This window comes from Bacillus sp. JS (assembly GCF_000259365.1).
GTDB lineage: Bacteria > Bacillota > Bacilli > Bacillales > Bacillaceae > Bacillus > Bacillus stercoris.
The window spans coordinates 2,987,334-3,000,869 of sequence record NC_017743.1 but is presented as its reverse complement, the minus strand read 5'-3'; the positions used below and the strand labels follow the sequence as shown (position 1 = coordinate 3,000,869).

13 protein-coding genes and 1 riboswitch are annotated in these 13,536 nt (G+C 44.2%); of the genes, 8 read left to right on the top strand and 5 right to left on the bottom strand.

The features are described 5' to 3' along the window. Positions 1–112: 112 nt before the first annotated feature. Positions 113–517, top strand: coding sequence for a phage holin family protein (locus MY9_RS15210; RefSeq protein WP_014665089.1), 405 nt, complete (start codon positions 113–115; stop codon positions 515–517). 208 nt (positions 518–725) lie between these two features. Then, positions 726–1,202, top strand: a complete 477-nt coding sequence (ytkD, locus tag MY9_RS15205) for an RNA deprotection pyrophosphohydrolase (RefSeq protein ID WP_014665088.1) — start codon at positions 726–728, stop codon at positions 1,200–1,202. Positions 1,203–1,231: 29 nt separating this feature from the next. Here the strand turns inward: ytkD and MY9_RS15200 are convergent, their stop codons facing one another. The 3 genes from MY9_RS15200 to MY9_RS15190 are packed head-to-tail and all read right to left on the bottom strand — an operon-like array spanning position 1,232 to position 3,818. Next, positions 1,232–2,044, bottom strand: a complete 813-nt coding sequence (locus MY9_RS15200) for an ABC transporter permease (RefSeq protein ID WP_014665087.1) — start codon at positions 2,042–2,044, stop codon at positions 1,232–1,234. Continuing rightward, positions 2,019–2,801, bottom strand: coding sequence for an ABC transporter ATP-binding protein (locus MY9_RS15195; RefSeq protein ID WP_014665086.1), 783 nt, complete (start codon positions 2,799–2,801; stop codon positions 2,019–2,021). Before MY9_RS15195 ends, MY9_RS15200 begins: the two co-directional genes overlap by 26 nt. Before the next feature lie 12 nt (positions 2,802–2,813). Further along, positions 2,814–3,818, bottom strand: coding sequence for an ABC transporter substrate-binding protein (locus MY9_RS15190; RefSeq protein WP_014665085.1), 1,005 nt, complete (start codon positions 3,816–3,818; stop codon positions 2,814–2,816). A 150-nt stretch (positions 3,819–3,968) separates the two neighbouring features. Between MY9_RS15190 and MY9_RS15185 the strand changes: the two genes are divergently transcribed. Both MY9_RS15185 and MY9_RS15180 read left to right on the top strand, forming a co-directional pair. Continuing rightward, positions 3,969–4,742, top strand: a complete 774-nt coding sequence (locus MY9_RS15185; RefSeq protein WP_014665084.1) for an alpha/beta hydrolase family protein — start codon at positions 3,969–3,971, stop codon at positions 4,740–4,742. 51 nt (positions 4,743–4,793) lie between these two features. Continuing rightward, positions 4,794–5,036 carry a DUF2584 domain-containing protein gene (locus MY9_RS15180; RefSeq protein ID WP_040082053.1) on the top strand — a complete coding sequence of 81 codons (243 nt, stop codon included), beginning with the start codon at positions 4,794–4,796 and terminating at the stop codon, positions 5,034–5,036. Between the two features lie 37 nt (positions 5,037–5,073). Here MY9_RS15180 and pckA read toward each other — a convergent pair whose 3' ends face one another. After that, complete coding sequence (pckA, locus tag MY9_RS15175; protein WP_014665082.1) at positions 5,074–6,657, bottom strand: phosphoenolpyruvate carboxykinase (ATP); 1,584 nt, start codon at positions 6,655–6,657, stop codon at positions 5,074–5,076. A gap of 196 nt (positions 6,658–6,853) precedes the next feature. After that, positions 6,854–6,992, top strand: a riboswitch (SAM riboswitch). 167 nt (positions 6,993–7,159) lie between these two features. Between pckA and metK the strand changes: the two genes are divergently transcribed. The 3 genes from metK to alaP all read left to right on the top strand — a co-directional run bounded on the left by metK (position 7,160) and on the right by alaP (position 11,937). Beyond that, complete coding sequence (gene metK, locus MY9_RS15170; RefSeq protein ID WP_014665081.1) at positions 7,160–8,362, top strand: methionine adenosyltransferase; 1,203 nt, start codon at positions 7,160–7,162, stop codon at positions 8,360–8,362. 148 nt (positions 8,363–8,510) lie between these two features. Next, positions 8,511–10,409, top strand: a complete 1,899-nt coding sequence (asnB, locus tag MY9_RS15165; protein WP_014665080.1) for an asparagine synthase (glutamine-hydrolyzing) — start codon at positions 8,511–8,513, stop codon at positions 10,407–10,409. A gap of 136 nt (positions 10,410–10,545) precedes the next feature. Then, positions 10,546–11,937 (top strand): alanine permease AlaP, encoded by a 1,392-nt coding sequence (gene alaP / locus MY9_RS15160; RefSeq protein WP_014665079.1) that lies wholly within the window; start codon positions 10,546–10,548, stop codon positions 11,935–11,937. Positions 11,938–12,188: 251 nt separating this feature from the next. Here alaP and MY9_RS15155 read toward each other — a convergent pair whose 3' ends face one another. Continuing rightward, positions 12,189–12,704 (bottom strand): gamma carbonic anhydrase, encoded by a 516-nt coding sequence (locus tag MY9_RS15155; RefSeq protein WP_041521408.1) that lies wholly within the window; start codon positions 12,702–12,704, stop codon positions 12,189–12,191. Positions 12,705–12,752: 48 nt separating this feature from the next. Here MY9_RS15155 and ytpA point away from each other — a divergent pair, with 48 nt between their 5' ends. Beyond that, a complete protein-coding gene (gene ytpA / locus MY9_RS15150; RefSeq protein ID WP_014665077.1) occupies positions 12,753–13,532 on the top strand; it encodes a phospholipase YtpA in 780 nt (259 codons plus the stop codon). Positions 13,533–13,536: the final 4 nt, after the last annotated feature.

Genomic DNA, 13,536 nt, shown 5'->3' with positions numbered 1-13,536 from the left:
TGTATCTGAAAAATAGGCGACAACCAGTCCATTTTTCTGAAAAATCCAATCCGGTCGGCTTGTTTTCCATAGAATATCGTAAGGCCGTTTCTGTGAAAGGATGTTGGGATAAATGGATAGAGACTTTGGCATCTTTTCGTTAATAGCAGTCAGCGTTTCAGCAGCGGGTTTTTTCTTCGGAGGTTTTCAGTATTCATTTCTGATTTTGCTCTCTCTTATGGCAATTGAATTTATCAGTACGACTTTGAAGGAAACAATTATTCACAAACTGTCGTTTAAGAAGATATTTGCCCGGCTTGTCAAAAAATTAGTCACGCTGGCTCTGATCTCTGTATGCCACTTTTTTGATCAGCTGCTGAATACACAGGGGTCCATTCGTGACTTGGCTATTATGTTTTATATTCTTTATGAATCTGTGCAAATTGTTGTAACAGCCAGTTCTCTCGGCATACCGGTTCCCCAGGTGCTTGTCGATCTTTTAGAAACGTTAAAAAATAAATTTAAACGCAAACCGTAACTTTTCCCTGTTCGCGGGTCATAATAAAGCCCAGAGCGTCAGTCGCACTTTTCAGCAATAGGTATCGCAAAAAACTGTACGAGCTAGTCTGTATGCAGAACCTGACGGCGTGCTGGGTTTCCCTTATTTTTTGATAAAAGGCTTCCGCAGAAACGTAACTGTGGTATGATGTATGGAAGATAGCTAGGAACGGATTTGAGGGATAAACATGTACGAGTTTAAAGATTATTATCAGAATACTGTTCAGCTTTCCTTTGACAATCAGCCTTTCTCGGACAGCCCGAAGCATGTCTGGGTGATTTGCCGTTTTGGCGGCAAATGGCTTTTAACAGAACATGAGGACAGAGGCTATGAGTTTCCAGGCGGGAAAGTAGAGCCGATGGAGTGCGCAGAAGAGGCTGCGCTCCGGGAAGTAAAGGAAGAGACGGGCGCGAGAGTCAAAAGCCTCAAGTATCTCGGACAGTATAAGGTTCTCGGTAAAGAAAAAGTGATTGTGAAAAATATATATTTTGCAGATATAGAAAAGCTTGAAGAGCAAGCTGATTACTTTGAAACGAAAGGCCCGGTTTTGTTTCACGAGCTTCCGGAGAACCTTTCCCGCAATAAAAAGTTCAGCTTTATTATGAAGGATTCCGTTCTTCCGATCAGTTTGAAAAAACTGAAAGAATCTGGATGGATCGAATAAAAAATCCGGCACATGTGCCGGATTTTTTATTATGTCCTGCCCTTCGTCCATTTCTTTTCCAGCAGCTCGACACCCTGATACATCAGTGTGGCAAAGATGGCGATGATCAGCAGGCTTAAGAAGACGAGTGTAAAATTGAAGACTTGGAATCCGTAAATAATCATATATCCCAATCCAACCTTCGAAACGAGGAATTCCCCTACAATGACGCCAACCCATGATAAACCGACGTTTACTTTTAATGTTGAAATAATCGCGGGAGAGGATGCGGGCAGTATGGCTTCTTTAAAAATAACCCATTTTTTTGCGCCGAATGTTTTCATGACTTTCGTATAGTTTTCGTCGACCTCCTGAAAGGCGGTGTACACAACGATGGTGGTGATAATGACGCTGATGATGGCTCCCATCGCAATAATGCTAATAAAACTGGGACCGAGTGCGACAATCAGGATCGGGCCCAGGGCCACTTTCGGCATTGCATTCAAGATCACAAGATACGGATCTAAAATCCTGGCAAGCCGATTGGACCACCATAACAAAGCGGCGAGGCACGTGCCCATAAACGTTCCAAGCAAAAAGCCTAGCACCGTTTCGAATAAAGTGACGCCGATGTGTGACAGTAATGAACCGTCACCGAGTTTCTCCAGCAATAAACGCCATACAGCTGATGGAGAGCTGAAGATCAGCGGATCGATCCAGCCTTGCCTGCTGGAGATTTCCCAGCCTGAGAAAAAGAGAATAAATATGGCAAGCTGAAAAGAATGGACATTCCACTTTTCCTTTTTTTGTTTGAATTGATACTGCTCATGAAGCAGATCAATGGTTTCTTTGCTGTTTCTCAAGAGAATTCAGCTCCTTCCATATCGTTTGAAACAGCGTCTGGAAGGATGGCTCCTGGCGGGCGTCAAAAGGCATCATCGAGGCCAATTCCTTAGGAATGGTAAAAATCTGATGGATGGTGCCCGGCTGATTCGAAAATAAAAAGATCGTATCGCTCATCGCTATCGCTTCCCCTATATCATGAGTGACAAGCACTGCTGTTTTTTGATATTCCTTTAATGTGCGGAATACCAGGTTTTCCAATGACAGCTTTGTCTGAAAATCAAGCGCGGAAAATGGCTCATCCAGCAAAAGCAGACTTGGATCTGGCGCAAGAGTTCTTGCAAGCGCGGCCCGCTGGCGCATCCCGCCTGACAGCTCTTTCGGATATTTTTTCTCCACATCTATGAGGCCGAACTCCGGCAATAGACCGAGTGCAGCGGCCTTGCTTTCTTCTGTCAGCGTGTCGGCGATTTTTAAACCGAGAAGCACATTTTCCTCGATAGATTTCCAGGGAAATAAGTAATCCTGCTGAAGCATATAGCCAATGTTATGTTCTTTTTGATTCGGCTCACGGCCTTCAATCAGAACTCTGCCTTCCGATGGCTCAATCAATCCGGCAATAATGGAAAGCAGTGTTGTTTTTCCGCAGCCGCTTGGGCCGAGAAATGAGATGAAATCACCTTTTTCGGCATCGAAATGAATATCCCGCACAGCCGTTGTTTTTTCTTTGATAGAAAAGTAAGTATGGGTTACATGGTCGACATGTAAGAAAGACATAGATGGCGCCTCCTATTTCTCCGAGGTGACTTTTTCAGCAATTTCTTTATTTACAAGCTGATTGTATGGAATGTGCTTCGGCAGTTCTCCCGCTTGATCCATAATGTCTTGGAGCAGCTCCCATTCTTTTTCGTTAAGCAGAGGATCTGGCGAATATGAATGCTGCTTTTTATAGCGTTCAATGGATGTTTCGATGACGTCTGGGTCGGTATCATCAAATTCATCTTTAATGGCATCTGTGATGTCCTTCGCAGAATGATTTTCAACCCACTGCTGCGCCTTGTAAATGGCTTTTGTAAACTTGACGGCTGTGTCTTCATTTTTCTTCAGGTAGCTTTGTTTCGCCATAAAGGTCGTGTAAGGAACCTCGCCTGATTCTTCTCCGAATGAAGCCACGATATGGCCGATGCCTTTTTTCTCAAAGAGAGAAGCCTGCGGTTCAAAGAGCTGTACATACTCACCGGTTCCAGAAGCAAACGCATTGGCAATATTGGCGAAATCTATGTTCTGGATGAGGTCTATATCTTTATGCGGGTCAATCTTATGTTTGTTCAGCACATACTCGCCGACCATTTGAGGCATGCCGCCTTTTCGCTGGCCGAGAAACGTTTTTCCGTTCAGCTGATCCCAGTTGAAGTGTTCAACATCTTCTCTCGCGACAAGGAACGTCCCGTCTGTCTGAGTCAGCTGGGCGAAGTTAATGACGGGATCTTTAGCCCCTTGCGCCTCGACATAAATAGATGTTTCTGACCCGACAAGCGCGATGTCGGAGCCGTTTGAAAGAAGCGATGTCATCGTTTTGTCTCCGCCCCAGGTCGTATTCACATTGACATCAAGCCCTTCTTCCTTAAAAAATCCTTTAGACTCCGCAACATATAAAGGTGCGTAAAAAATAGAATGGGTCACTTCAGCCACTTTAACTTTGGTCAGCGTTTCTTCTTGCTTGCAAGCTGCCAGGGCGATCATCAGAAAGATACTGCCGACACAGGCGAAGCCCAACCTTAACCATTTGTTCACATAGACAACCTCCTTATTTCGCATCAAGTTAATATCCTTTTTTGCTTTACATATCGTATGATGGGTATAAAAATGTGTGAATGCCTAATCAGTTTCACCGGATGTAATTTTGGAGTAAGGAAAGCATATAGAAAAAAGGAGGCGGCTGTTTTGATTGTAGAGAAAAGAAGGTTTCCGTCGCCAAGCCAGCATGTGCGTTTGTATACGGTCTGCTATCTGTCAAATGGGTTACGGGTAAAGGGGCTTCTGGCTGAGCCGGCGGAACCGGGACAATATGACGGATTTTTATATTTGCGCGGCGGGATTAAAAGCGTGGGCATGGTGCGGCCGGGCCGGATTATCCAGTTTGCATCCCAAGGGTTTGTGGTGTTTGCTCCTTTTTACAGAGGAAATCAAGGAGGAGAAGGCAATGAGGATTTTGCCGGAGAAGACAGGGAGGATGCATTTTCTGCTTTTCGCCTTCTTCAGCAGCACCCAAATGTCAAGAAGGACAGAATTCATATCTTCGGGTTTTCCCGCGGCGGGATTATGGGAATGCTCACGGCAATCGAAATGGGAAGGCATGCGGCTTCATTTGTTTCCTGGGGAGGCGTCAGTGATATGATCCTTACATACGAGGAGCGGCAGGATTTGCGGCGAATGATGAAAAGAGTCATCGGCGGAACACCGAAAAAGGTGCCTGAGGAATATCAGTGGCGAACACCGTTTGATCAAGTAAACAAAATTCAGGCTCCCGTGCTGTTAATCCATGGAGAAAAAGACCAAAATGTTTCGATTCAGCATTCCTATTTATTTGAAGAGAGGCTAAAACAATTGCATAAGCCGGTTGAGACGTGGTATTACAGTACATTCACACATTATTTCCCGCCAAAAGAAAACCGGCGTATCGTTCGGCAGCTTACACAATGGATGAAAAACCGCTGACAATGAAATATGGTATGATAAAGAAAAAAGAGAACGAAAGGGGATCTCACTTTGGGAATGCCTGTTGAATTTAATACACTGATTGTGACAAAAGGAAAAGAAGTTCGCATAGATGAAAATATATTCACGTTAGAGAAGGACGGATACCGTGTATATCCGATGGAGATTCCGATGGATGTGCGCAAAACAAAGCTTGGCGAAAAGTCGGGCACAGCTGAAGTGCAGAAGCTTCAATGGGAAGACGGCCGGACGCTCATTACGTACAAGCTGACTTCTTTGCATTCTGTCAATTAAAACAAGCCAAGAGCTAATTGCTCTTGGCTTTTGCTTTTTAAACGAGAGGGCCGCCTGCCTGTGCAATGGCATCTGTATGTGCGAACTTTTTAAAATTCTCTTTGAATTCATTTGCAAGGTAGAATGCCTTTTCTCTGTATTCTTCCTTGTTGGCCCACGTGTTTTCAGGCTGAAGGATGTGATCAGGAACGCCAGGAACATGAGCCGGGATGTGCAGGCCAAAAATATCGTCAGTTATGATTTCTGCATCCTCTAATTTACCTTCAATCGCTGCTTTGACCATTGCTCTTGTGTAAGAAAGCTTCATTCGTTCGCCAGTGCCATAGCCGCCCCCGGTCCAGCCGGTATTGACCAAGAAAACGTCTGCGCCGTGTTCATCGATCTTTTTGCCGAGCATTTCAGCATAGACGTGAGCAGGAAGCGGCAGGAACGGTGAGCCGAAGCAAGTGGAGAACGTCGTTTCAGGTGACGTCACACCTCGTTCAGTTCCGGCAAGCTTGCTCGTGTAACCGCTCAAGAAATGGTACATCGCCTGTTCCTTCGTCAGTTTGCTGATCGGCGGCAGGACTCCGAAGGCATCAGCCGTCAAAAATACAATTGCAGACGGATGGCCTGCCATGCTTGGAGTCACGATGTTATCAATCATATGGATCGGGTAAGCTGCCCGCGTGTTTTCAGTATAGAAGGAATCATCATAATTGGCTTCACGTGTGTCTTCATCAACAACGACATTCTCGAGAACTGATCCGAAACGAATTGCGTTAAAGATCTGAGGTTCCTTCTCCTCGCTTAAGTGAATGCACTTAGCGTAGCATCCGCCTTCGATATTAAAGACGCCTGTATCAGACCAGCCATGTTCATCGTCACCGATCAGCTTGCGGTCAGCATCGGCTGAAAGAGTGGTCTTTCCTGTTCCTGACAGTCCGAAGAAAAGGGCGACATCACCTTTTTCACCGACATTGGCGGAGCAGTGCATGGATAAAATGTCTCTTTCAGGCAGCAGGAAATTCATAATGGAGAAAATAGACTTCTTCATTTCTCCGGCATACTCTGTTCCTCCGATTAAAATCGTCCGTTTTTCGAAAGAGACAATAATAAACGTTTCGGAATGAGTGCCGTCTGTTTTTGGGTCCGCTTTGAAATGCGGAGCAGAAAGAATGGTGAACGGCTGCTCAACTGTTTTCTTATCATTGCCTTCCGGACGGATGAACAGCTGCCGCGCAAATAAATTGTGCCATGCGAACTCATTTACGACAGTGATCGGCAGCCTGTATTTCTCGTCTGCTCCCGCAAATCCTTCGAAAACAAACAGCTCATCTCGCTGTTTCAGGTAGCTGACAACTTTCGTATAAAGCCGATCAAACGCTTCTTCTGAAATCGGCTGATTCACCGGGCCCCAATCGATCTTATTTTTCGTGCTTTCTTCCTCCACGATGAATTTATCTTTAGGTGAACGTCCTGTGTAAGCGCCTGTTGTCGCGCGAACAGCACCCGTGGATGTTAAAATGCCTTCGTTTCGGGAGAGTACTTTTTCTGTTAGCTGTGCTGCTGATAAATTATGACGCACATTTGGACTTGTTAATAAGGCTTGTAAATCAGCGGTCAAATCAACTGAGTTCATATGAAACCTTCCTTTATCGTTTTTTGTGTTTTGCTAATTGTGAATTAGTATAACATATATTTTCAAATAGTCTATACTATTTATCATTTTTTGTGTGTGCATTTCCATTGTTTTCCCTCAATATAGGTGCCTATTTCTTCTGAATCATATTGACATTGCAAACCCTTTTACGATAAGATATTTCATTGAGCGGATACTCTTATCCCGAGCTGGCGGAGGGACAGGCCCTATGAAGCCCAGCAACCGGTTTCTCTGTTATTTATTATGTTGAACTGAGTGAGACAACCAAGGTGCTAACCTGTTGCAAGGTTGTATGATTCCTTGAGCGATAAGAGTGAAAGGCACAAAGACCAAACCCTTTCCTCGATGGAAAAGGTTTTTTTATTTCATAAATATGCCAATTAACATTCTCTAATATAACGTTACATTGTATAAGAGGGAGCGAGTTCCGTATCATATATGCAAGGTCTATCGGGAGACCTTGTGCAGGAGGAAGCAAATCATGAGTAAAAATCGTCGTTTATTTACATCAGAATCTGTTACGGAGGGGCATCCAGATAAAATCTGTGACCAGATTTCTGACAGCATTTTAGATGAAATTTTAAAGAAAGACCCTAACGCGCGTGTTGCTTGTGAAACATCTGTGACAACTGGTTTGGTTCTTGTCAGCGGAGAGATCACAACATCTACGTATGTTGACATTCCGAAAACAGTGCGCCAAACCATTAAAGAAATCGGATACACACGTGCGAAATACGGATTTGATGCGGAAACTTGTGCGGTTTTAACATCAATTGATGAGCAGTCTGCTGATATCGCAATGGGTGTAGACCAAGCGCTTGAAGCTCGTGAAGGCACAATGAGCGAAGAAGAAATTGAAGCGATCGGTGCTGGTGACCAAGGTTTAATGTTCGGTTATGCGTGCAACGAAACGAAAGAGCTTATGCCTCTTCCAATTTCACTTGCTCATAAATTAGCCCGCCGCCTAAGTGAAGTCCGTAAAGAAGATATTCTTCCGTACCTTCGCCCTGACGGCAAAACACAGGTAACGGTTGAGTACGATGAAAATAACAAGCCTGTCCGCATTGACGCGATTGTTATTTCAACTCAGCACCACCCTGAAATTACACTTGAGCAAATTCAGCGCAACATTAAAGAACATGTCATCAATCCGGTTGTTCCTAAAGAGTTGATTGATGAAGAAACAAAATATTTCATCAACCCAACAGGACGTTTCGTAATCGGAGGCCCTCAAGGGGATGCGGGACTTACAGGACGCAAAATCATCGTTGATACGTACGGCGGTTATGCACGCCACGGCGGAGGCGCGTTCTCAGGAAAGGATGCGACGAAGGTAGACCGTTCTGCGGCTTATGCAGCAAGATACGTTGCGAAAAACATCGTTGCGGCTGAGCTTGCTGATTCTTGCGAAGTGCAGCTTGCTTACGCGATTGGTGTTGCACAGCCTGTGTCAATCTCAATCAACACATTCGGTTCCGGAAAAGCTTCTGAGGAAAAACTGATTGAAGTTGTCCGCAATAACTTTGATTTACGACCTGCCGGCATTATCAAAATGCTTGATTTACGCCGTCCGATCTACAAACAAACTGCTGCGTACGGCCACTTTGGACGTCACGATGTTGACCTTCCATGGGAGCGTACAGACAAAGCGGAGCAGCTGCGTAAAGAAGCGTTAGGAGAATAATTTTATAGCCGCTTACTGGTTAAGCGGCTTTCCTTTTTTATCGTTGTATTCATGTTTATTTTTTTACATAACTGTGAAACCAAATACTATTCACAGCGTCTATAAATAGGGGTTCAATGATGACAATTTTAATTATGGAGGCAATACTATGTGTGGATTTGTCGGGGTTTTTAACAAGCATCCGTTAGCTCAAACCGCTGATCAAGAAGAACTAATCAAACAAATGAACCAAATGATCGTTCACCGCGGTCCTGACAGTGATGGATATTTCCATGATGAGCACGTCGGATTCGGATTCAGACGTCTCAGCATTATTGATGTAGAAAATGGCGGACAGCCTTTATCATATGAAGATGAAACATATTGGATTATCTTTAACGGGGAAATCTATAACTATATTGAACTGAGAGAAGAGCTTGAAGCAAAGGGGTACACATTCAACACGGATTCGGACACAGAGGTTCTTCTTGCGACTTACCGTCATTATAAAGAAGAAGCGGCGTCCAAATTGCGCGGTATGTTTGCCTTTCTGATTTGGAATAAAAACGATCATGTGCTTTATGGAGCAAGAGATCCATTCGGCATTAAACCGTTGTACTACACAACGATCAATGATCAGGTTTATTTTGCCTCAGAGAGAAAAAGTTTAATGGTTGCTCAGAATGATATTGAAATAGACAAAGAGGCATTGCAGCAGTACATGTCTTTCCAATTTGTTCCTGAACCAAACACGCTTGATGCCCATGTGAAAAAAGTAGAGCCGGGTTCACAGTTCACAATCCGCCCGGACGGCGATATCACATTCAAAACGTATTTCAAAGCGAACTTCAAGCCGGTTCAGACTGAAGAAGACAAGCTTGTGAAAGAAGTCAGAGACGCGATCTATGACTCTGTAAACGTTCATATGAGAAGTGACGTTCCTGTCGGTTCATTCCTGTCTGGCGGAATTGATTCTTCCTTTATTGTGTCTGTTGCGAAGGAATTTCATCCAAGCTTAAAAACATTCTCAGTCGGCTTTGAACAGCAGGGCTTCAGTGAAGTCGATGTAGCGAAAGAAACTGCAGCGGCGCTGGGCATTGAAAATATCAGCAAAGTCATTTCGCCTGAGGAATACATGAATGAGCTTCCGAAGATCGTATGGCATTTTGATGACCCGCTTGCTGATCCGGCAGCGATTCCGTTGTACTTTGTTGCAAAAGAAGCGAAAAAACATGTAACGGTTGCTTTATCAGGTGAAGGAGCGGATGAGCTCTTTGGTGGATATAACATTTACCGTGAACCGCTTTCGCTCAAACCATTTGAACGCATTCCGTCCGGCCTGAAAAAAATGCTTCTACACGTTGCTGCCGTTATGCCTGAAGGGATGAGAGGAAAGAGCCTTCTTGAGCGCGGCTGTACTCCGCTTCAAGATCGTTATATCGGTAACGCGAAAATCTTTGAAGAGTCTGTCAAAAAGCAGCTGTTGAAGCATTATAATCCGAACCTTTCATATCGCGATGTGACGAAGACTTACTTTACAGAAAGCAGCTCGTACAGCGATATCAACAAAATGCAGTATGTCGATATCCACACTTGGATGCGCGGCGACATTTTGTTAAAAGCGGATAAAATGACGATGGCGAATTCTTTGGAACTGCGTGTGCCGTTCTTGGATAAAGTCGTATTTGACGTCGCTTCAAAAATTCCTGATGAGCTGAAAACGAAAAACGGCACGACGAAGTATCTTCTTCGCAAGGCCGCTGAAGGAATTGTGCCTGAGCACGTATTAAACCGCAAAAAGCTTGGTTTCCCTGTACCGATCCGTCATTGGCTGAAAAACGAAATGAACGAATGGGTGCGAAATATTATTCAAGAAAGCCAAACGGATGCATATATCCATAAGGATTATGTCCTTCAGCTTCTTGAAGACCATTGTGCGGACAAGGCTGATAACAGCCGTAAAATCTGGACTGTACTGATCTTTATGATCTGGCACAGCATTAATATTGAAAAACGGTATATGCCTGAAGAGCTGAGCCATCAGCCTAAAGAAGTCATCTTTGTGTAACAGACAACAAGGCTTTCGATTAGTCGAAAGCCTTGTTATTATCCTTTTATTTCTCCATCATCATTGATTTATCCAATCCACACGAAATATTCAGAAAAATGATTTAATGATATTTTTTTCTAGGGGAGAAGAAAGCATGCAAAAACAAAAACAAGAGCTGCACCGCGGACTCGAAGAAAGGCATATTTCTTTAATGTCTTTAGGAGCTGCCATAGGAGTGGGGTTGTTCCTCGGCTCCGCATCAGCTATTCAGTTAGCAGGGCCAGGTATTTTGGTAGCATATGCCGCAAGCGGCCTGGTCATGTTTTTTATTATGAGAGCGCTTGGGGAAATGGCCATTCAAAAACCGGTTGCCGGTTCCTTCAGCAGGTATGCGCGTGATTATTTGGGACCGCTTGCAGGCTATTTAACAGGGTGGAACTACTGGTTTTTATGGGTTGTCACCTGTATGGCTGAAATTACTGCTGTCGGCATCTATATGGGGTTCTGGTTTCCTGATGTGCCAAACTGGATTTGGGCATTATCGGCGCTGATCATTATGACGGGTGTTAATTTCCTGGCTGTCAAAGCTTACGGCGAGCTGGAATTTTGGTTCGCATTGATTAAAATTGTCGCGATCCTATCTATGATTGCTGTCGGTTTATTGATGATTATTGCAGGAGTCGGCAATGGGGGCATTGCAACCGGAATCAGCAATTTATGGAATAACGGAGGATTTTTCCCTCATGGAATAAAAGGGGTTTTATTGTCACTTCAAATGGTGATGTTCGCCTATTTAGGGATTGAAATGATCGGGGTGACGGCTGGCGAAGTGAAAAACCCGCAAAAATCATTAGCCAAAGCAATCGATACAGTATTTTGGCGGATTTTGATTTTTTATGTAGGCGCTTTATTTGTCATTATGTCTATTTATCCGTGGCAGGAAATTGGCTCCCAGGGAAGCCCATTTGTTCTCACATTTCAAAAAGTGGGCATTCCATCAGCCGCAGGCATCATTAACTTTGTCGTGTTGACGGCCGCGCTGTCTTCATGCAACAGCGGTATTTTCAGCACAGGGCGGATGCTGTTTAACTTGGCGGAACAGAAAGAGGCGCCACAAGCATACGGTCAGCTGACGAAAGGCGGCATCCCGGGTAAAGCTGTTCTGGCTTCAGCGGGCGCTTTATTAGTCGGAGTGCTGTTAAACTACGTTGTCCCTGCGAAGGTATTTACTTGGGTTACAAGTATTGCGACGTTCGGAGCGATTTGGACGTGGGCAATCATTTTGCTTTCTCAAATCAAATACAGGAAAAGTTTGAAGCCCGAAGAAAAGAAACACTTAAAGTATAAAATGCCTTTCTTTCCGTTTACGTCTTATGTGTCATTGGCATTTCTGGCATTCGTCGTCATTCTTATGGCTTACAGCCCTGATACAAGAGTAGCCGTGATTATCGGGCCGATATGGTTTCTCATCTTGCTTGCCGTGTACTATGGAAAAGGTTTTCATAAAAAAAATGCGGCTAATGACAGTGAACGAAATATCAGCTGACAAAAAGAGCTCCCAGTGAGCTCTTTTTGTGTGCTCATAGAAAATAGAGAACAGGAAAGAATAGGTATGTGTTTTTGCAGAGGCTGTTTACAGTTTTGTGATAAGATAAAAGTCATACGTTTATATGTTTAATGCGACATGTGAACGTTTTATGGAAAAATTGAAACCCGAACCGTCATGACGTCCGGGTTAACGATGGTTATTGCTTTCAAAAATAATTTGAAAAATGGTAAAGTAAGACGAAGCAGGTCTTATGTTTGTTGAAGTGATTTATAATATTGGCCCTTTTCTACATATTCTGACCGTATTCTTTGCATATCTTTTCGATCTTCTTCCGTCAAAGGGCGGATGACTTTTGCAGGGCGGCCGAAGGCGAGATGGCCAGGCGGAATAATTTTTCTGGGCGGGACCAGACTGCCGGCACCAATAAAGGCGCCTTCGCCAATTTCGGCTCCGTCTAAAATGATTGAGCCCATGCCGATTAAGGCGTTCTTGCGGATGACAGCGCTGTGAAGTGTAACCTGATGGCCTATCGTGGCGTCATCTTCAATGAGCAGCGTCTTGTTCGGGCTTTGGTGGAGGCAGCTCAAATCTTGGATATTGACTCTGTTTCCGATTCTGGTCGGCGCAACATCTCCCCTTATGACAACAGAAAACCAAACGCTGGACTGTTCTCCGATCACAACATCACCGGTAATTGTTGCATTGTCAGCTATAAAGGCTGTTGGGTGGATATCTGGCATGTGTTCCTTATAAGGGTAGATCATAAGATTCATCCTTCTTTCTCTATTTAAATTTCGTATGAGGTGAAGAGCATGTGGACCTGGAAAGCAGACAGACCTGTTGCAGTGGTTGTAATCATTCACGGGGCAAGTGAATATCATGGACGATATAAATGGCTGATTGAAATGTGGCGATCTTCGGGTTATCACGTTGTCATGGGCGATTTGCCTGGACAGGGAACAACGACAAGGGCAAGAGGGCATATTCGCTCTTTTCAAGAATACATTGATGAAGTAGATGCTTGGATAGATAAAGCGCGAACCTTTGATCTGCCGGTTTTTCTTTTAGGTCACAGCATGGGCGGTCTGGTCGCGATTGAATGGTTTAAACAACAAAGAAATCCCCGCATTACGGGAATTATTTTATCATCACCGTGTCTCGGACTGCAAATTAAAGTCAATAAAGCGCTTGACCTTGCATCAAGAGGCCTGAATGTTATCGCTCCGTCGCTTAAGGTTGATTCGGGATTATCAATTGATATGGCGACGCGCAATGAGGACGTCATCGAGGCTGACCAAAATGATTCGTTATACGTCAGGAAAGTTTCTGTCAGATGGTACAGAGAGCTTTTAAAGACAATTGAGTCAGCGATGGTGCCGACAGATGCATTTTTGAAAGTGCCGCTTCTTGTGATGCAGGCCGGTGATGACAAGCTTGTTGATAAAACGATGGTCATCAAGTGGTTTAATGGCGTTGCTTCTCATAATAAAGCGTACAGAGAGTGGGAAGGGCTTTACCATGAGATCTTTAATGAACCCGAAAGAGAAGATGTCTTTAAAGCAGCAAGAGCGTTTACTGATCAATATATTTGAACTA

Bases quoted from the DNA above. Each gene is read 5' to 3' on its own strand.
- MY9_RS15210 (WP_014665089.1), top strand. From the start codon at position 113: ATGGATAGAGACTTTGGCATCTTTTCGTTAATAGCAGTCAGCGTTTCA.
- ytkD (WP_014665088.1), top strand. From the start codon at position 726: ATGTACGAGTTTAAAGATTATTATCAGAATACTGTTCAGCTTTCCTTT.
- MY9_RS15195 (WP_014665086.1), bottom strand. From the start codon at position 2,801: ATGTCTTTCTTACATGTCGACCATGTAACCCATACTTACTTTTCTATC.
- pckA (WP_014665082.1), bottom strand. From the start codon at position 6,657: ATGAACTCAGTTGATTTGACCGCTGATTTACAAGCCTTATTAACAAGT.
- metK (WP_014665081.1), top strand. From the start codon at position 7,160: ATGAGTAAAAATCGTCGTTTATTTACATCAGAATCTGTTACGGAGGGG.
- asnB (WP_014665080.1), top strand. From the start codon at position 8,511: ATGTGTGGATTTGTCGGGGTTTTTAACAAGCATCCGTTAGCTCAAACC.
- alaP (WP_014665079.1), top strand. From the start codon at position 10,546: ATGCAAAAACAAAAACAAGAGCTGCACCGCGGACTCGAAGAAAGGCAT.
- MY9_RS15155 (WP_041521408.1), bottom strand. From the start codon at position 12,704: ATGATCTACCCTTATAAGGAACACATGCCAGATATCCACCCAACAGCC.
- ytpA (WP_014665077.1), top strand. From the start codon at position 12,753: ATGTGGACCTGGAAAGCAGACAGACCTGTTGCAGTGGTTGTAATCATT.